The organism is Chromohalobacter moromii, from assembly GCF_023091865.1.
Classification (GTDB): domain Bacteria; phylum Pseudomonadota; class Gammaproteobacteria; order Pseudomonadales; family Halomonadaceae; genus Chromohalobacter; species Chromohalobacter moromii.
Genome location: NZ_JAHXDI010000001.1, coordinates 332705 through 350250, shown reverse-complemented (window position 1 = coordinate 350250; position 17546 = coordinate 332705). Strand labels below are relative to the sequence as shown.

At 62.1% G+C, this 17546-nt stretch carries 13 protein-coding genes; 7 read left to right on the top strand and 6 right to left on the bottom strand.

Going from position 1 to position 17546, the window contains the following annotated elements; genetic code table 11:
• Nucleotide 1 precedes the first annotated feature (1 nt).
• Together pqqA and KZO83_RS01585 are read right to left on the bottom strand one after the other, a co-directional pair.
• The gene (pqqA, locus tag KZO83_RS16450) at nt 2–79 is read right to left on the bottom strand and encodes a pyrroloquinoline quinone precursor peptide PqqA (protein WP_075370104.1); all 78 of its coding nucleotides are present in this window, start codon (nt 77–79) and stop codon (nt 2–4) included.
• A gap of 94 nt (nt 80–173) precedes the next feature.
• Nucleotides 174–1988, bottom strand: coding sequence for a DNA repair helicase RadD (locus KZO83_RS01585; RefSeq protein ID WP_247619525.1), 1815 nt, complete (start codon nt 1986–1988; stop codon nt 174–176).
• Nucleotides 1989–2155: 167 nt separating this feature from the next.
• On the opposite strand from KZO83_RS01585, the gene KZO83_RS01580 reads away from it, so the two are divergent.
• Together KZO83_RS01580 and KZO83_RS01575 are read left to right on the top strand one after the other, a co-directional pair.
• The gene (locus KZO83_RS01580; protein ID WP_247619524.1) at nt 2156–2365 is read left to right on the top strand and encodes a transposase; all 210 of its coding nucleotides are present in this window, start codon (nt 2156–2158) and stop codon (nt 2363–2365) included.
• A 48-nt stretch (nt 2366–2413) separates the two neighbouring features.
• Nucleotides 2414–2731 (top strand): putative quinol monooxygenase, encoded by a 318-nt coding sequence (locus tag KZO83_RS01575; protein WP_247619523.1) that lies wholly within the window; start codon nt 2414–2416, stop codon nt 2729–2731.
• A gap of 203 nt (nt 2732–2934) precedes the next feature.
• On the opposite strand, the gene purL is transcribed toward KZO83_RS01575, so the two are convergent.
• The gene (gene purL / locus KZO83_RS01570) at nt 2935–6876 is read right to left on the bottom strand and encodes a phosphoribosylformylglycinamidine synthase (RefSeq protein ID WP_247619522.1); all 3942 of its coding nucleotides are present in this window, start codon (nt 6874–6876) and stop codon (nt 2935–2937) included.
• A 191-nt stretch (nt 6877–7067) separates the two neighbouring features.
• Here purL and mltF point away from each other — a divergent pair, with 191 nt between their 5' ends.
• Complete coding sequence (gene mltF, locus KZO83_RS01565) at nt 7068–8525, top strand: membrane-bound lytic murein transglycosylase MltF (protein ID WP_040244623.1); 1458 nt, start codon at nt 7068–7070, stop codon at nt 8523–8525.
• 1 nt (nt 8526) lies between these two features.
• On the opposite strand, the gene tadA is transcribed toward mltF, so the two are convergent.
• Nucleotides 8527–8982 carry a tRNA adenosine(34) deaminase TadA gene (tadA, locus tag KZO83_RS01560; RefSeq protein ID WP_246924386.1) on the bottom strand — a complete coding sequence of 152 codons (456 nt, stop codon included), beginning with the start codon at nt 8980–8982 and terminating at the stop codon, nt 8527–8529.
• A gap of 72 nt (nt 8983–9054) precedes the next feature.
• On the opposite strand from tadA, the gene KZO83_RS01555 reads away from it, so the two are divergent.
• Nucleotides 9055–9861: an acyl-CoA thioesterase gene (locus KZO83_RS01555; protein WP_178997624.1), complete on the top strand. Its 807-nt coding sequence runs from the start codon at nt 9055–9057 to the stop codon at nt 9859–9861.
• A 217-nt stretch (nt 9862–10078) separates the two neighbouring features.
• Nucleotides 10079–11782 carry a hypothetical protein gene (locus tag KZO83_RS01550; RefSeq protein WP_247619521.1) on the top strand — a complete coding sequence of 568 codons (1704 nt, stop codon included), beginning with the start codon at nt 10079–10081 and terminating at the stop codon, nt 11780–11782.
• A gap of 147 nt (nt 11783–11929) precedes the next feature.
• On the opposite strand, the gene KZO83_RS01545 is transcribed toward KZO83_RS01550, so the two are convergent.
• Nucleotides 11930–12985: an NAD(P)-dependent alcohol dehydrogenase gene (locus tag KZO83_RS01545; protein WP_178997620.1), complete on the bottom strand. Its 1056-nt coding sequence runs from the start codon at nt 12983–12985 to the stop codon at nt 11930–11932.
• Between the two features lie 229 nt (nt 12986–13214).
• Here KZO83_RS01545 and KZO83_RS01540 point away from each other — a divergent pair, with 229 nt between their 5' ends.
• Together KZO83_RS01540 and KZO83_RS01535 are read left to right on the top strand one after the other, a co-directional pair.
• Nucleotides 13215–14144 (top strand): AraC family transcriptional regulator, encoded by a 930-nt coding sequence (locus KZO83_RS01540; RefSeq protein WP_247619520.1) that lies wholly within the window; start codon nt 13215–13217, stop codon nt 14142–14144.
• Between the two features lie 148 nt (nt 14145–14292).
• The gene (locus KZO83_RS01535; RefSeq protein ID WP_247619519.1) at nt 14293–16785 is read left to right on the top strand and encodes an EAL domain-containing protein; all 2493 of its coding nucleotides are present in this window, start codon (nt 14293–14295) and stop codon (nt 16783–16785) included.
• On the opposite strand, the gene KZO83_RS01530 is transcribed toward KZO83_RS01535, so the two are convergent.
• Entirely contained in the window at nt 16778–17515 is a 738-nt protein-coding gene (locus KZO83_RS01530; protein ID WP_247619518.1) for a sulfite exporter TauE/SafE family protein, read from the bottom strand. The two genes, KZO83_RS01535 and KZO83_RS01530, sit on opposite strands and share 8 nt — an antisense overlap.
• Nucleotides 17516–17546 lie beyond the last annotated feature (31 nt).

Here is a 17546-nt window from a genome sequence, read left to right as displayed (position 1 = left end):
CTCAGAATTCGGCGGGCATGTAATCGTTGATTTCCAGCGCGATGCAGATCTCTTTGACTGCCGGAGTGGTCCAAGTCATGTCGTTTCTCCGCTAGTGGGTTTGCCTTCTCATCATAACCCCTTGATAGCACTATCGCATTAGCAATTACAAAGAATGCGCATATTGGTGACCATCACCCATCGGCTTTGCGATAGCGCCCCGCGTAGTCGAAAAGCTTGTCGCGAATCTGCCAGTAACGCCCGACCTTGCGTCCTACGACGAAATCCGGGGCCTTGAGTCGATGCTCGTCGGCGATGACCTCATCCGCCGAGCGTGGCTGCCAATCGCTGCCCGGTGCACGCAGGTGGTAGCGCAAGAACGCCAGCGTGAAGGCGCGACGCTGCACAGGCGTTTCCAGCGCAAACCATTCATCGAGCGTGGCGCCGTCCTCATCGTGATAGGTCACCTTCAAGCGTGGCAGCCCCCGACCGTTGAGCACCGATTGCAGCTGCATGCCCGACACGCGCAGCACCTTTGCCTCCTTGAGTCTTAGGGCCGCCTTGAGTTTGTCATCGGGATCGACCATGCGCTCACCGCATTGATGGCAAGCCCGCGCGGCGATGTCGTTTTCCGCGCCGCACTGATCGCAGACCTTGAAGCGATAGCGAAAGTCGCACTGATGGCGATGGCCGTCCGCATCTTCCACCAGGCCTTGACAGCGGCGGCCGTGATGCTCGATGACCAGATCGCCATCACGCTTGCCCCAGAACAGATTGGCGTGCCCGCACGCCGGGCATTCCACCTGAACCGGTTCAGCGTCTGAATCGGGGCGCGGCTCGCCGACTTCCGGCGCGTATAAACCCCAGGGATTGCCCGCGTAATCGAGGATCAGACAGTCTTCCTTGCCAGGCGACAAGCGCAACCCGCGCCCGACGATCTGTTGATACAGGCTGACGGACTCCGTAGGTCGCAGGATGGCGATCAAATCCACGTGCGGCGCGTCGAACCCAGTGGTCAGCACCGCCACGTTGACGAGATACTTGATATCGCGCGCTTTGAAGGCCGCAATCAAGCGCTCGCGCTCCTTCGTGGGCGTCGAGCCGACGATCAACGCCGCCTGCTCGGCCGGCAGGTAACCGACGATTTCCTCGGCGTGAGTCACGGTGGCCGCGAAGATCATCACGCCACACCGCTCGCGCGCCTGCTCGACGACCTCGGCGATGATACCCGGCGTCGCTCGATGCCCCTGAACGACGCGATTCAACTCGGCTTCCTCGAAGCCGCCATCGCGTCCTGGCACCAGGCGCGAGAAATCGTAACGAGTCTGCCGACCATCCTCGGCGTAGAGCGCTGCATCCACGCGCTTGGGCGCGACCAGATAGCCCTGCTTGACCATCAGCCGCAGCGGCTGCTCGAACACACAATCCTGGAAGAAACTCTCGGCCTCGCCACGCACCATGCCATGATGATGGCGGTGATAAATGAAGCCTTGCCCCAGGCGATACGGCGTCGCGGTCAGCCCCAGCACCTTGAGACGCGGATTGTGCTTGCGCAGATGCGCGATCACGCGATGATAGCTCGACGGCGCCTTGCTCTGGCGGGCGTCGTCACTGGCAGGCGGGGGAATGCGGTGACATTCGTCGATGACCAGCAGCGTGAATGCCCCCCACTCGTCGTGTGCCTCGAAACGCGCCAGGCTATTGACGACGGACTGCACCGAGCCGAAGACCACCTGACGCTCGCTCTCCTTACGCCCTAAGCCAGCGCTGAATAAATCCGCCTCCAGGCCGTAAGCTAGGTACTTGGCATGGTTCTGCTCGACCAGCTCGCGCACGTGGGCCAGCACGAGGACCCGGCCGCGTGCCAGACGCGCCAACTCGGCGATCACCAACGACTTGCCACTCCCGGTCGGTAACACCACCACGGCCGGGTCGTCGCTCTCGCGAAAGTGCTCGACGACCCGGGACACGGCCTGGTGCTGATAAGGACGAAGCGAGGGCGCGCTCATGGCAAACTTCCAATCGAATCAAAAAGCGCATCCTACCACCGGCGACAAGATCGGCCAGATGGCAATACGGACCTTGATCTCGCTACCCCGCGCCCCGACCTCATGAGTGAGGCACAGATGACAACGATCACCCCGTATCGCATTAATGTTTCCAACCAGGAGTCCCCATGCAAGCACCCAGCAGTCCCGATTGTCCTGAATGCGGTAGTCGCGCCAAGCGTTTCCCTCCCGGTCGCGAGGGGCAATATCATGTTTTTTGCAAAAAATGCGACCATGACTTCGGGCGTTACGACCGCCTCGTCGCCGACTACCGTCATCTGCTTGACGACTTGGAAGCCCATCTCGGAACCTCGGACAACGCGCCACGCGACATCTGAGATTGTTATCGGCACTTTTCACTGACATCCGTTATTCGGAGATCCTTCATGTCCTCGACTCAACCCTATTTCGTGGTGCTCGCCGAATTCCGTCTCAAGGAAGGCCAAATACCCGCATTTCTCGCCTTGGCGCACAACGACGCCAACGAATCACTGGCCAATGAGGAAGGCTGCCTGGCGTTCGACGTGCTGACGCCGGAAGGTAGCGACAATGTCGTCGTGCTGCACGAAGTCTATCGCGACCGCGACGCCTTCGAGCACCACATGCAGATGCCCCACTACGCGCCTTTCAAGGAAGGCAGTGCACCGCTGCTCGCCGACGAGCCATCGGGACGCTTTTTCTATACGGCCATCCGTCCCGAATAACGCGCTCCTCGCCGGGCAAGCACGAGACCGCGACACCGAACGCCGCGGTCTTGCCGCCTCGCCCGACTCAGCGGCTTGGCTCACCTGACTTGGCTCGTCGAATAAATCATCTCTCTAAAGGTAACGGTGCCGGCGTCAGGACGAAATAAAAAGCCGGCTTGCCCTGAGGCAAGCCGGCTTTCGTCTTCATAAGCACACTTACATCAATCCACCCATCCGCGCGCGTTGCGGAAAAGGCGCATCCAGGCGCCGTCTTCCTGCCATTCGTCGGGACGCCAGGAGTTGGTGACCGCGCGGGCCACGCGCTCGGGGTGCGGCATCATGATCGTCACGCGGCCGTCCGGCGTGGTCAGCCCCGTGATCCCCGAGGATGAGCCATTGGGGTTGGCGGGATAGCGCGTGGTGACCTGGCCATAGTTGTCCACGTAGCGCATGGCGATCTGATCGCTGGTCTGCATGCTGCGCAAATGACCGCTATCGCGGAATTCGGCGCGCCCTTCACCGTGGGCCACGGCGATCGGCAGGCGCGATCCTTCCATGCCGGCGAGCAGGATCGAGGGACTCTTCTCGACCTGCACCATGCTCACGCGCGCTTCAAACTGCTCGGACTCGTTGCGCACGAAACGCGGCCAGTTCTCGGCCCCGGGGATCAACGACTTGAGCTGCGAGAGCATCTGGCAGCCGTTGCACACGCCCAGCGAGAAGCTGTCATCACGCTGGAAGAAGCCTTCGAAGGCGTCGCGCGCGCGACTGTTGAAGAGCACCGACTTGGCCCAGCCGCCGCCGGCGCCGAGCACGTCGCCGTACGAGAAGCCGCCACAGGCGATCAGCCCTTTCATGGTTTCCAGATCGACACGCCCCTCGAGGATATCGCTCATATGCACGTCGATGGCCGCGAAACCGGCGCGATCAAAGGCCGCCGCCATCTCGACATGGCCGTTGACACCCTGCTCGCGCAGCACCGCCACGCGTGGCTTCTCGCCACGCCCAACATAGGGCGCGGTAATGTCCTCGTCGACATCGAAGCTAGGCTGCGCCGAAAGGCCCGGATCGCGCAGGTCGAGCAAAGCGTCGAATTCGGACTTCGCGCAGTCCGGATTATCGCGCAGCGCCTGCATGCGATAGCTGGTCTCGGTCCAGGTGCGCTGGGCGATGGCCCGCGTGGTTTCCAGCAGCGGTTCTTCGAACAGCGTGACACGGACCTGATCGTCGTAGCGCGGCCGTGCCACCACACCGCAGGTCTCGAGGCCGGCCGCGGCCAGCTGGGCGAGCACGAACTCGGTGTCGCGGCGATTGACCTGAATCACCGCCCCCAGTTCTTCGGCGAACAAGGCATCGAAGGCCTCGTAGGCGTCGTCGATCAACCAGTCGAGCTTGATCTCCAGCCCCCCGCGCGCCGCAAAGGCCATTTCCAGCAGGGTCACCAGCAGGCCACCGTCACTGCGATCGTGGTAGGCGAGCAGCTTGCCGTCGGCATTGAGGCCTTGAATGACCGAGAAGAACGCCTTGAGGTCCTCGGCGTCCTCGAGGTCGGGGCATGCATCCCCGACCTGGCCGTATACCTGCGCCAGCGCCGAGCCCCCCAGCCGGTTCTGCCCCTGGCCCAGGTCGATGAGAATCAAGTCGCTCTCGTCCTGGTCCAGGCGCAACTGCGGGGTCAGGGTGCGCATGGCATCGGTGACCGGTGCGAAACCGGTGATATTGAGCGTCAGCGGCGCTGTCACGCTCTTGTCTTCATGCTCGCCCTCGGCGGTCTCTTCCTGCCAGGCGGTGCGCATGGACATCGAGTCCTTGCCCACCGGAATGGCGATGCCCAGCTGCGGGCAGAGTTCCATGCCCACGGCATGCACGGCGTCATACAGGGCCTGGTTCTCGCCTTCATGCTCGGCGGCGCTCATCCAGTTGGCGGAGAGCTTGATGTCGGAGAGCTTGGCAATCGGCGCCGCCGCCAGGTTGGTGATGGCCTCGGCCACCGCCAGGCGGGCGCTGGCCGCCGGGTCGACCAGTGCCACCGGCGGACGCTCGCCGAGGGCCATGGCCTCGCCGGCATGCGTATCGAAACTGGCCGTGGTCACCGCGCAGTCCGCCACGGGCACCTGCCAGGGCCCGACCATCTGGTCACGCGCCACCTGCCCGGTGATCGAACGGTCGCCGATGGTGATCAGAAAGCTCTTGGACGCCACGGCCGGCAGGCGCAGCACCCGATCCAGCGCCTCGCGCAGATCGAGATTGTCGAGCCCCAGGCTGGGCATCGTCAGCGTGCGTCGCTCGAAGGCACGCGACATCTTGGGCGGCTTGCCGAACAGCACGCTCATCGGCAGGTCGACGGGACGCGTATCGAAGTGACCATCGTGGACCGACAGATGGTGGGCCTCGGTCGCCTCGCCGACCACGGCATAGGGGCAACGCTCGCGCCGGCACAGCGCGTCGAAGGCCTCCAGGTCGTCCGGCGCCACCGCCAGCACATAGCGCTCCTGGGCCTCGTTGCACCAGATGGCCAGCGGGCTCATGCCCGGCTCGGCATTGGGAATGTCGCGCAGCTCGAAACGCCCGCCCCGATCGCCGTCCTTGACCAGTTCCGGCAGCGCATTGGAAAGCCCGCCGGCGCCCACGTCGTGAATGAAGCAGATGGGATTGTCGTCGCCCAGCGCCCAGCACCGATCGATGACTTCCTGGGCGCGCCGCTCGATCTCCGCGTTGTCACGCTGCACGGAGGCGAAATCGAGATCCTCGCTGGATGCGCCCGAGGCCATGCTCGATGCCGCCCCGCCGCCGAGGCCGATTTTCATCGACGGACCGCCCATCACGATCAGCTTGCCACCGACCGGTATATCGCCCTTGGCGACATGACCTTCGCGAATATTGCCGTAGCCGCCGGCGAGCATTACCGGCTTGTGATAGCCGCGCCGCTCGATCCCGGCCGCACCGACCGCATCCTGTTCGTAGGTACGGAAAAAGCCGCTCAGGTTGGGACGTCCGAACTCGTTGTTGAACGCCGCCCCGCCGATGGGCGCCTTCAGCATGATGTCCAGTGCCGACTGAATGCGCGCGGGCTTGCCGTAGTCGAAGGCTTCCCAGGGCTGCACGAATTCGGGGATACGCAGGTTGGACACCGCGAACCCGGTGAGCCCCGCCTTGGGCTTGCCGCCGACGCCGGTGGCGCCTTCATCGCGAATCTCGCCGCCGGCCCCCGTCGCCGCACCGGGATAGGGTGCGATGGCCGTCGGATGGTTATGGGTTTCCACCTTCATCAAGATGTGGATTGGCTCCTGCGTCGCCGCGTAGCGCGTTTCCTGCTCGCGGTCCGGTAGCCAGGGCGCGGCGAAGAAGCGTCCGGCCTCGGTACCACGAATCACGGCGGCGTTATCGCTATACGCGGAAAGGATCCCGTCGCTGGAACACGCATAGGTGTTCTTGATCATCTTGAACAGCGAGTGCGGCTGCGCCTCGTCGTCGACATGCCAATCGGCATTGAAAATCTTATGCCGGCAATGCTCGGAATTGGCCTGCGCGAACATCATCAGTTCGACATCGGTGGGATTGCGATCGAGCTCCTGGAAGGCATCGAGCAGATAGTCGATCTCATCCTCGGCCAGCGCCAGTCCCAGCGCGTCATTGGCGTCGACCAGCGCGTCGCGCCCGCCTTCGAGCACATCGACACGCCCCAACGGCGCCGGCTCATGGCGCTCGAAGAGCTTGGCCGCATCGCTCGCATTGGCCAGCACCGTTTCCGTCATCGGATCGTGAAGCGCCGCCACCAGGCTCGCGAAGGCCGACTCGTCGAGCGAACCGTTGAGTGTCACACGGTAAGCAATGCCGCGCTCGATCCGGCGCACCTGCGTCAAGCCGCAGTTGTGGGCGATATCGGTGGCCTTCGATGACCACGGCGAGAGCGTGCCTAGGCGCGGCACGACCAACAACAGGTGCCCTTCGTGATCGGCATTTCCACCATCACGAACGGGGCCATAGCTCAGCAGCTGAGCCAACACCTCTTGTGCCGCATCATCGAGCGCCTCCTGGTGATCGACGAAATGAACGTAATCGGCATGCAGTGCCTCGACCTCGGGCACGGCATCACGTAACGCAGCTAGCAGCTTGGCATGACGGAAGGCGGAAAGGGCGGGCGCTCCTCGCAGTTCGAGCATGTCGAATGGGCCTCTGGGACAGCAAGTAGACGATGCCGCGGGCGGCGGCCAATGAGCGATCATGATACTGGAAAAGGCCCCGACGGGCGAAGACGCCTTCATGCCCTTACCCATTGCGTGGAATCGCCGTCAGGTGACACAAGGCGTAACGCCCGCTAAGGTGGCTCCTCTCATCGCTGACTCGAACTGGCATGTTTGATGCTCTCTTACACTACATGCGGCCAGCCGCGACCACACTCGTCGCCCTGCTGGCGCTACTGATTCCCGATGGCCGCACGCTCCCAGTTCGGGACGCCGCGTTGTCGGAGGTCATCTCGCGTGATTTTATCCAGGTATTCACCCGCAATACGCCGTCGACCTATTACGAAGGGCGCCACGGTCCGACGGGGTTCGAATACGAGTTGGCACGGCAATTCGCCGAGGCGCTGGATGTCAGCCTGTCGATCGATAGCCAGGGCAGCATCGGCGGGGTACTCAGTGCCGTGCGCGATGGCCGCGCCGACGTCGGTGCCGCCACTCTCACGCTCGACCCCGCCGTACCCGGAGTGAATTACACCCGCCCGATCATGTCGATGCAGCCCATCGTCATCTATCACCACGGCATCACCCCGCCCAAGGCACCGGAAGACCTCCTGGGATTGGATATCGCTGCGCTACGTGGCTCGGGAACCGGCCACGCGTTACGCGACCTGCAGGAATCCCTCCCTAAATTGACCTGGCGGGAAACCGACGAGTTGGAAGTCACCGACCTCATCGAAATGGTCGAGAATGGCGAACTCGATGCCGCCGTCGTCTATGCCCATCAGTTCAAGCTCAACCGGTTGTTCTTTCCCGACGTCGAGAGCGGCTTTCCTCTGGGCGAGCCGCAAAGCCTCGTGTGGGCGCTACCCAAGAACAGTGGCGTGGCACTGCTGCGAGCCGCCAACCAGTTTATCGCGCGTCTTAGGGAGCACGGTGACTTGGCGGATTTGACCGCACGCTACTTCGGTCATGACAACTACCTCGAATACGTGGGTGCAAGCCTTTTCATCCGTCATGCCCAGAACCGCCTACCCCGCTATGAAGACGCTTTCAAGCAAGCGGCGCGCGATTCCGGCTTCGACTGGAAACTGTTGGCGGCACTGGGCTATCAGGAATCGCATTGGAAGCCGCGTGCAACCTCACCAACCGGCGTGCGCGGCCTGATGATGCTGACTAACGCCACCGCCGCCGAAGTCGGCGTAAGCAACCGGCTCGATCCCGAACAGAGCATCGAGGGAGGCGCGATCTATCTCGGCCATGTGAAGGGTCGTCTACAGGAAGAGATCACCGAGCCGGATCGTACCTGGATGGCACTTGCAGCCTACAACGTCGGCCTGGGACATCTCTACGATGCACAGAAGATCGCCGAGATGCAGGGCGGCGACCCGTACAACTGGGCAGACGTACGCAAGGCATTGCCCCTGCTACAGAAGCGCCAGTGGTACAGCAAGGTCCATCATGGTTACGCGCGTGGCGGCGAACCGGTGATTTACGTGCGCAACATTCGTCGCTATTACGAAATTCTCAACTACGTGGATCGCAGTCGGCGCCAATTCCACCAGCTCGGCGAACGCGAGGATCCGATGCTTCAGGGAACGCCTTTCGACACCGTCCCCCCGGTGCTCTAACTCACTCGCGCCGCGCGGCGAAAAAGGCCTGAAGGAGTCGCGTCGCGCGCGTAGCCAACAGCCCGCCTTCCACTTGCACGCGATGATTGAACCAAGGCTGGGCAAACAAGTTGGCCCGTGATTCGACCATGCCACTCTTGGGTTCGGCAGCGCCGTACACGACCCGAGTCACGCGCGCATGAATGATCGCCCCGGCGCACATCATGCAAGGTTCCAAGGTGACGAAGAGCGTGCAGCTATCCAGCCGATAGTTGCCCAGATGCGCGGCGGCGTCGCGCAAGGCGCGCACCTCGGCATGCCCACTCGGATCATGGCACGACACCGGAGCATTGAAGCTCGCGCCCACGATCTCGCCACTCGGCTCGACCACCACCGCGCCCACCGGCACCTCGCCTGCTTCCAACCCCATGCGCGCTTGATCTAGCGCACGGTGCATGTAGAAGGTATCGCTGCGCATGACAGGGGCACTCCGGTATGCTGGTAGAATTGGAACAACCGTATGAAAACGAGCCATCAGAAGGATGCCGGCATGACGCAACCACTCGCCACCCTCGTCGATCTATTGGGTCTGGAATCCTTGGAGGAGGACCTGTTTCGCGGTCGTAGCCAAGATCTCGGCCTTCCTCAATTGTTTGGCGGCCAGGTGCTCGGCCAAGCGCTTTCTGCTGCCACCCGCACGGTCGATGCGACGCGCCGCGCCCACTCGCTGCACGGCTACTTTCTACGTCCCGGCGACGCCAAACGCCCGGTAGTGTATCAGGTCGATCGCGTACGCGACGGTGGGAGTTTCACCACCCGGCGTATCAGCGCCATCCAGAACGGCAAGACCATTTTCTTCTGCAGCGCCTCGTTCCAGGGCGAGGAACCGGGCTTTGGCCATCAGCGCGAAATGCCCGACCTCGAGTCACCCCAGGCGCTGATCGAAGCCGGCGCCGAGGTACAGCGCTTCGACGGCCATCCCATCGAGTTTCTGCATTTCCCGGATACCATCACCGACATGCCGCGCAAGCGCCTGTGGTTCCGCCTCGCTGGCGAACTGCCCGAGGACGGCTCCCTGCATCGCTATCTTCTTGCCTATAGCTCAGATTTCAATCTGCTGACCACCAGCCTCGTCTCGCACGACACTTTTTTCGGCGACCCACGGCTGCAGATCGCGAGTCTCGATCACGCCCTGTGGTTCCACGATGAGGTGACCATCAACGACTGGCTGCTGTATGACATGGAGAGCCCGTGGGCCGGTGGGGCACGCGGATTTGCACGCGGCAGCGTCTATGACCGAACCGGACGGCTGGTCGCATCGGTGGCCCAGGAAGGGCTGACGCGTCTGCGGGACTGAGCGATGCGTACCGTAGCGTCTATCTGCATGGCGAGCATGCTACATAAAAAACGATTAATATGAGCCATGCACCGGTATCGACGACACTCAAGCGATATAGCCACCACCTCAAGAGTGGCGCGGCATAGCGTGATACACGCCTATTCCTGCCAATCGCCGCGGTACCGGTATCGCCCGGCCCAGGCCCGGGGATCATCAATGAACACAAGGGAACACCATGTTACGACGTATCTCACTTGCCTGCGTAGTGGCTGGCAGCGTGCTGCTGGCGGGTTGCGGACAAGATTCGGCAGACGCACCGCTGGCGCATGTTCCGGCTGATACCCCCTTCCTCTTCGCCAATCTCGACACCCTCGACGACACGACGCTCGATGCCGCGCTGGCGTCATCGAATGCCTCACTCCCGCAACAGCGTGTCGACCTGCACCAATTTGCAGAGGAACTGCGCCGCGACGGCGGGGCCGAGTCCCTCGCCAATGTGCTCGATGCACTCACCGAGGAACTTGCTGACAAATCGAACTATCAGCAGGTCGCTGAACAGATCGGCGTCGACCTGGGAGGTCGCAGCGCGCTCTATGGTCTAGGCCTGACCCCCGTATTGCGCCTGAGCATCAGCGATGCCGAGCGTTACCAGGCCTTCCTGCAACGTCTTGCCGATGCTGCCGGCCAGCCGCTGGGATCCCATACACAAGGCGAGCTGAAATACCGCCAGGCACGCCTCGGCGAGTCGCCACTGCAACTTCTGAGCGCCGTTCATGACGGCCAGGCAGTGCTGGCAGTGGCCCCCGTCGACCTGGATGACGACGCTCTTCAGCAACTGTTAGGCACGAGCCTGCCCGACAACAGCGTGCAGGATACCCAACGACTCAACGAGCTGGCCGACGCCAAGGGCTATCTGCCCTACGGCCTGGGCTATGTCGATACGACACGCTTGGCGACCTTGCTCACCGGCAGCCAAGACCCGATGCTTCAGTCCTTTCGCAGCTTCGCCGAACAGACGCAAGGCCAAGCCCCAGAGCCAGTGTCGGCGAGCTGCCGCGAGGACGCGGCGCGCCTAGCCTCACGCATGCCTCAACTAAGTGCCGGCTATACCACGCTCGACGCCGAACGCACCGAGCAACGCGTCGATGTGGCATTGGCCGAAGACATTGCCGCCCCGTTTGCCGCGCTCACCTCAACGCTGCCGGGCCTGGGCAAGGACTCGCTCGAGTCTCCCTTCGACCTAGCAATCGCGCTGCCCATGAACGATCTGCGTGATCTACTGAGCCAACAGATCCAGCACATACGCACCACGCCGTTCGACTGCCCAGCACTTGCCGAACTCAATAGCGGCCTGGACGAATTCGGCCGTCAGGCCAATATGCTGGCCATGCCCCCCTTAGGTAGCCTGCGCGGTATGCGATTGGTAATCGATGAGTTCGCGATGCCCGAAGATAGCCGTCAGCCCGCCATCAAGGGCTCCTTGCTGGTAGCTTCCAACGATCCCAACGGCCTCCTGGCGATCGGTCAGAGCATGCTGCCCGGCTTGGCAACACTCTCGCTTTCCAGCGACGGAGAACCCCAAGCGCTGCCGCCACAACTCACCGCGATGCTTGGCGACACGCCGGCCTGGCTGGCCATGACAGACAAGGCACTCGGCGTAGCAACGGGCGAAGGTGAGCAGGCGACGCTCAAGACCCTGATGAAGGAAGACACCGGCGAGGCCGGCGAACTGATGCACCTCAAGCTTTCCGGTGACATGTACGCCAAGTGGCTTCGGTTGGCCGACGCTTTCGGCAGCCTCGCGGGCGACGACGACGCCATCGAGGAGCAGCTCGAGGCCATGCGGGACCAGTTCGAGCGCATCGACAACGTCGTAATGCGCATGCGTATGGAAGACGACGGCCTGGTCATCGACAACCGTATCGACTGGCAGCAGTAATGCCGCTTGGCTAGAGCGCCCGAAAGTGCCCTGGTGCTCTTACGGCACCCGCCCTTCATGGCCCATTCTGCAACCTGCCAGAACCGAAAAAGGCGCGGGACATAGCCCGCGCCTGACACGATCACTGGGTAAGCCGTCGCGACTTGCTCAGCCGTTCTGCATCGATGCCATGTCGATGACGAAGCGATAACGCACGTCGCCTTTCTGCATGCGATCCCAGGCTTCATTGATGTTCTGGATATCGATCATCTCGACATCGCAGGTGATGCCCTTCTCGGCGCAGAAATCCAGAAGCTCCTGAGTCTCGGGAATTCCACCGATCAGCGAACCGGCCAGCACACGGCGCCGGAAGATCAGGTTGGCGCCCGCCACGCCAGGCTCCAATGGTTGCATCTGGCCAACCAGAATGTGCGTACCGTCGTACTTCAAGGCTTGCAGGTACGGATTCAGGTCGTGCTCGTTCGGCACGGTATCGAGCATGAAGTCGAAGGTCTCGGTGACCGCCGCCATCTGCGCCTCGTCGGTGGAGACCACAACGTGATCGGCGCCGTTGGACTTGGCCTCGGCGACCTTGCTCTCGGAACGCGTGAACAGCGTGACCTCGGCGCCCAGCGCCTGGGCCAGCTTGACGCCCATGTGGCCGAGACCGCCCATACCGATGACGCCGACCTTATGGCCCGGCTTGACGCCGTAATGCTTGAGCGGCGAATAGGTGGTAATACCGGCGCACAACAGCGGCGCGGCAGATTTAAGGTCGATGCCTTCCGGCATGCGCAGTACGAAACGCTCGCTGACCGTGACCCGATCTGAATAACCGCCCTGAGTCAGGCTGCCGTCGTGGCGGTCGGGGCTACCGTAGGTCATGGTAAAACCTTCGGCACAATACTGCTCCAGACCATCGCCGCATGCCTGACAATGACGGCAAGAATCGACCATGCAACCCACGCCGACCACATCGCCTTCCTTGAAATTGGCGACATCGCTGCCGACGGAGGTGACCCGACCGACGATCTCGTGACCCGGCACGATCGGATACTGCGCCATTCCCCAGTCGTCGCGTGCGAAGTGCAGATCGCTGTGGCACACGCCGCAGTAGAGAATCTCGATGGCGACATCGTCGGGGCGCGGCGTGCGGCGCTCGAAGGAAAACGGCTCGAGTGCCGACTCCGCAGAGTGCATTGCATAGCCCGTAGCTTGTGGCATAGCGAATATCCTATGAAGGGTGAGTGCAACCGCGTACCGGCTAGGAGAGTTACCCAGCCTGGGTCGCGAACGCCAATAGTGTGGGCGCCGCCGGCGATTTCCTCCATGCCCAATTCTGTGTGATATTTGCCCAAAGCTCTTGTAGCGCACCCTCAACCACAGAATAGACGGCGCTTTTCATGCACGATGTTATCCTTATGAGTGTTCGCTATTGCCGAGGAGCCATCTAATGACCCACCCATTGCCCCCTCACTTGACCACCATTGGGGCCAGCACCGAGCCTTCCTCGGAGACTCGGCTGGCTGCGCGCTTGGCGTCGCTGACCACTCGGGATGGCTTCACGTCCACCACACTGCCCGGCGTACAACTGATCGCCTCGCATTGCGGCCACCCGCGCACGCCCCTCATGTATGAGCCTAGCCTGGTGATCATCGTCCAGGGCAACAAGACCGGGTATCTTGGCGAACGCATCATTCACTACGGCGCCGGCCACTATCTGATCCAGGCCATGCCGCTGCCGTTCGAGTGCGAGACGCACGCTTCCGATACCAAGCCTTTGCTGGGCTTATCGGTGAGCCTCGATATGGCCATGCTCAGCGACTTGGTGGCGCGCCTGCCATCGACGACGTCTACGCGCATGCCCGCTCCCATGGCCGCCGTATCCATGGACGCCGACATGGAAGAAAACGTGTCACGGCTCATCGATTGCCTCGACGATCCCGATCGAGCCGCCGCGCTTGGCGATGGGCGCATTCGTGAAGTCCTGTTCACCGCGCTGCGTGGGCCGCAGGGCGCCTCATTGCGTCAACTGGTTGCCTATCATGGCCAATATTCGCGCATCGCCGAGGCGCTAACGTTCCTGCACCGTCACTACACCCGGACCTTGAACGTTGACGCCCTCGCGCAACGCGTCAACATGAGCGCCTCGCATTTCCATCATCACTTCAAACGCACCACACAACTCGCGCCGATGCAGTACCTCAAGCGCCTGCGCCTGCTCAAGGCGCGCGCTCTGCTCACCCAGCAGGGGCACCAGGTCGCGCAGGCGGCCACTCAGGTGGGTTATCAAAGTGCGTCGCAGTTCAGCCGCGATTACAAACGCTATTTCGGTCGCAGTCCGCTTGAGGACCGACAACGCGCCACCCCCGCCGCATCTTGATATCTCAAGTGGCGACGCCAATAGCCGATAACGTTATTCTGAGGGGGCCTGCACGGCGCTTGCTTGCTACTGCACGCCATTCATCGATGCATCACGGCACGGTGCCGCTCGTGGTCGTAAGATGCCTGACTTGGAAAGCGCTGAACGCATGATTCATTTCGTCTCTTCCGCCTCCTTAGACAATGTCATCCAGGGCCAATGGGAGCCCGGCTTGATCGTGCTGTCATGCTTGGTGGCGTGGCTCGCCGCCGGGCTCGGCTTGTTGATCGGCGAGCGCATGCAAGAAGCCGATAGTCACCTACGCCGCGGAATCTGGTTGAGCGCCGGTGCCGGTATGATGGGGCTTGGCGTGTGGAGCATGCATTTCACCGGTATGCTGGCCCTGCGCCTGCCGCTACCCATGCAATACGACGTGAAGCTGACACTCCTGTCGCTACTCCCCGCCGTGCTCGGCAGTGGCTATGCACTGCGCATCATGGCCCGGCCCGTCGCAACGCCGCGCTACTCCATATTGGGTGGACTGGTGTTAGGTGCGGGAATCGGCACCATGCACTATTTGGGCATGGAAGCCATGCTCATGCCCGTCACCGTGCGCTACGACGCGCCTCTTTTCTTCATGTCGATCGGCGTCGCGCTCGTACTCGGCATGGTGGCAATGCTGGCCCATCGCTACTGTGTGCGCTATCGACGCCTGACACATCTCGATCGCCGACTATTCGGGATCGCCGCCTGCATCGCATTGGCCATCAGCGGCATGCATTACGTGGCCATGTCCGCCACGTATTATCTCCCGGCGCCCGCGCCTCACCACATGATGGAAACATCGGCCTCGTGGCTCGCCATCAGTGTCAGCGGTGTCGTGACACTATTATTGCTGGTCGCCGCGCTGAGTGTCGCCATCGACCGTCGCCTGCAGCGCCATGCCCGTCAGTCGACGATGTCGCGCGAGCAGTTGATGGAAGTCATCGCCGCGATCAATGACGCCTTCCTACTGTTCGATCACCGGGGCCGGATCGTACTCAGCAACCGAGCTTTCACGGCCATGACCGGCTACACCTCCACCGACATTCAGGGCAAGCCGCTGTCAGTGCTCGAGCACTCCCATGAAAGCGCCCGGATCTATCACGATATCCGCCGTCACATCGTCGACAGCGGACAATGGCAAGGTGAGATCAAAGCGCGACGCAAGGACGGTCAGGCGTTTCCCGCGCGCCTTAGCGTTAGCTGCGTCGAATACAGCCACAGCGCCACCCGCCATTATGTCGCCACGCTCCACGATCTAAGCGCGCGTCGCGAGGCGGAGGCAAAAATCCATCGCCTCGCCCATCACGACACTTTGACCGACCTGCCCAATCGCCAGACCCTTTATACGCGCCTCGATGCCGTGCAAGCCGCGAGTCACACGCGGCAACAAAGCGGGGCGCTGATCTTGCTCGACATCGACAATTTCAAGGCACTCAACGACTCACGGGGCAATGCCGCCGGCGATATGCTGCTGCGCCATGTGGCACGCCGTCTCAAACGTTTCGCACGTCACGAGCATGACCTGGCACGCCTGGGCGGCAACGAATTCGCCCTGGTGGTGACCGGCTTGCCATCCGATCGCGGCGCAGCCATTGCCGAATTGCAACACCACATGACCACCGTGCGACAGGTCATCGGCGGCGTGTACGAGCTCGACGATCATTCGCACACTACGACGCATAGCCTGGGTGGGGTGTGGTTCGGTGACGACGACGTAGCAACGGGCGAGCTGGTCAAACGCGCCAGCCTGGCGCTCTCGCGAGCCAAGCAGGACGGTGGCAACGTGAGTCGCGTCTTCCATCCCGACATGGAAGCCGCCCTCCAGGATCGCCTGTTGCTTGAAGCCGAGCTGCGCCAGGCTATCCAGAACGAGCAAATGCGCTTGTACTACCAACCCCAGGTCGATGCCGACGGTACCATCATCGGGGCCGAGACGTTGATCCGTTGGCAGCATCCCGAACGTGGCGTCATTTCCCCAGGCGCATTCATTCCCCTCGCCGAAGAAACCGGCTTGATCGTGCCCATCGGACAATGGGTGCTGGCCAAAGCATGCGAGCGGCTGGCTCGCTGGTCCACCGATCCGGCTTTGGCCCACTTGCAGCTGTCCGTCAATGTCAGCGTGCACCAGTTTCAAAAGCACGACTTCGTCGCCCAGGTGCTGGCCACGCTCGCCGATCATAAAGCACCGCCCGAACGCCTAACGCTGGAGCTAACCGAAAGCCTGCTGCTCGCCAACGTCGAGGGCGTCATCGAGAAGATGATGCAGCTCAAGCACCATGGCGTGAGTTTTTCTTTGGATGACTTCGGCACTGGCTATTCATCACTGGCCTATTTGAAGCGCCTGCCGTTCAATGCCTTGAAGATCGATGTTTCCTTCGTGCGGGATGTCCTGATCGAGGCCAACGATGCCGCTATCGTCAAGACCATCATCGCCCTTGCCGACAGCCTGCAGCTCAAGACCGTAGCCGAAGGTGTAGAGACCCTGCCCCAACGCGATTTCCTCGCGCGGCTCGGCTGTCACCATTACCAAGGCTATTACTATGGGCGCCCCATCCCAGTCGAGGCCTTCGAAGCATATGTCACGCCGCTCTCTGCACAGCGCACGACACTCAAATAAGCCCCATCACGCCACGCACGGCGTAGTACCCGCCCACCAAAGTGACCAACCAGCGTGTCCAGCCGCGGAAGCTAGCATCGGTGAGCCGCTTCAGGATGGCGTTTCCCGAACGCGTCCCCAGGAAACTCAAGGGAATCGCCAGGGCGATCCATCCCCACTGTCCCTGCTCCAGTGCCAACACCGCCTGGAAATAAAACACTACCTTGATGGTATGCGCGATGACTTGAATCGCCGCCTTGGAGGCCACGACCGTGCGCCGATCGAGCCGCGTACGCACGAAGCCGATATCAATGGTCGGCCCCGACACCCCGGCGGCGATGGTCAAGCCACCGGCCACCAAGCCACACAGGATGGCATCGGCGGGACGCGATACATCGAACCGAAACCAGCGACGCGGCAACCATACCAGGACCGGCATGATCCCGATCAAAAGCAACACCACATTTTCACTGGGAGTGTAACGAACGCTTGCTAGCATCAGCGCCGCGATCACGACACCCAGCACGATCCACGCCACGATGCGCCAATCGATGTAATGCCGTGAGAGCAAGGCACGCGAGGCGTTGGAGCCCATTTGGATGATCCCGTGCACGGCGATGGCCGTGGTCGCCGGCATCCACACCAGCAGAAAGCCCATCAGGATCAAGCCGCCCGCCATACCGAAGACGCCGGATAGTGCCGAGGCAAAAAACACCACGCCGAGAAACACCAGAGAAAGCGGAAACGTCATGTCTGTCCCCAACCGCCGCCGTAGCGCCTAT

Bases quoted from the DNA above. Each gene is read 5' to 3' on its own strand.
- pqqA (WP_075370104.1), bottom strand. From the start codon at position 79: ATGACTTGGACCACTCCGGCAGTCAAAGAGATCTGCATCGCGCTGGAA.
- KZO83_RS01585 (WP_247619525.1), bottom strand. From the start codon at position 1,988: ATGAGCGCGCCCTCGCTTCGTCCTTATCAGCACCAGGCCGTGTCCCGG.
- KZO83_RS01580 (WP_247619524.1), top strand. From the start codon at position 2,156: ATGCAAGCACCCAGCAGTCCCGATTGTCCTGAATGCGGTAGTCGCGCC.
- KZO83_RS01575 (WP_247619523.1), top strand. From the start codon at position 2,414: ATGTCCTCGACTCAACCCTATTTCGTGGTGCTCGCCGAATTCCGTCTC.
- purL (WP_247619522.1), bottom strand. From the start codon at position 6,876: ATGCTCGAACTGCGAGGAGCGCCCGCCCTTTCCGCCTTCCGTCATGCC.
- mltF (WP_040244623.1), top strand. From the start codon at position 7,068: ATGTTTGATGCTCTCTTACACTACATGCGGCCAGCCGCGACCACACTC.
- tadA (WP_246924386.1), bottom strand. From the start codon at position 8,982: ATGCGCAGCGATACCTTCTACATGCACCGTGCGCTAGATCAAGCGCGC.
- KZO83_RS01555 (WP_178997624.1), top strand. From the start codon at position 9,055: ATGACGCAACCACTCGCCACCCTCGTCGATCTATTGGGTCTGGAATCC.
- KZO83_RS01550 (WP_247619521.1), top strand. From the start codon at position 10,079: ATGTTACGACGTATCTCACTTGCCTGCGTAGTGGCTGGCAGCGTGCTG.
- KZO83_RS01545 (WP_178997620.1), bottom strand. From the start codon at position 12,985: ATGCCACAAGCTACGGGCTATGCAATGCACTCTGCGGAGTCGGCACTC.
- KZO83_RS01540 (WP_247619520.1), top strand. From the start codon at position 13,215: ATGACCCACCCATTGCCCCCTCACTTGACCACCATTGGGGCCAGCACC.
- KZO83_RS01535 (WP_247619519.1), top strand. From the start codon at position 14,293: ATGATTCATTTCGTCTCTTCCGCCTCCTTAGACAATGTCATCCAGGGC.
- KZO83_RS01530 (WP_247619518.1), bottom strand. From the start codon at position 17,515: ATGACGTTTCCGCTTTCTCTGGTGTTTCTCGGCGTGGTGTTTTTTGCC.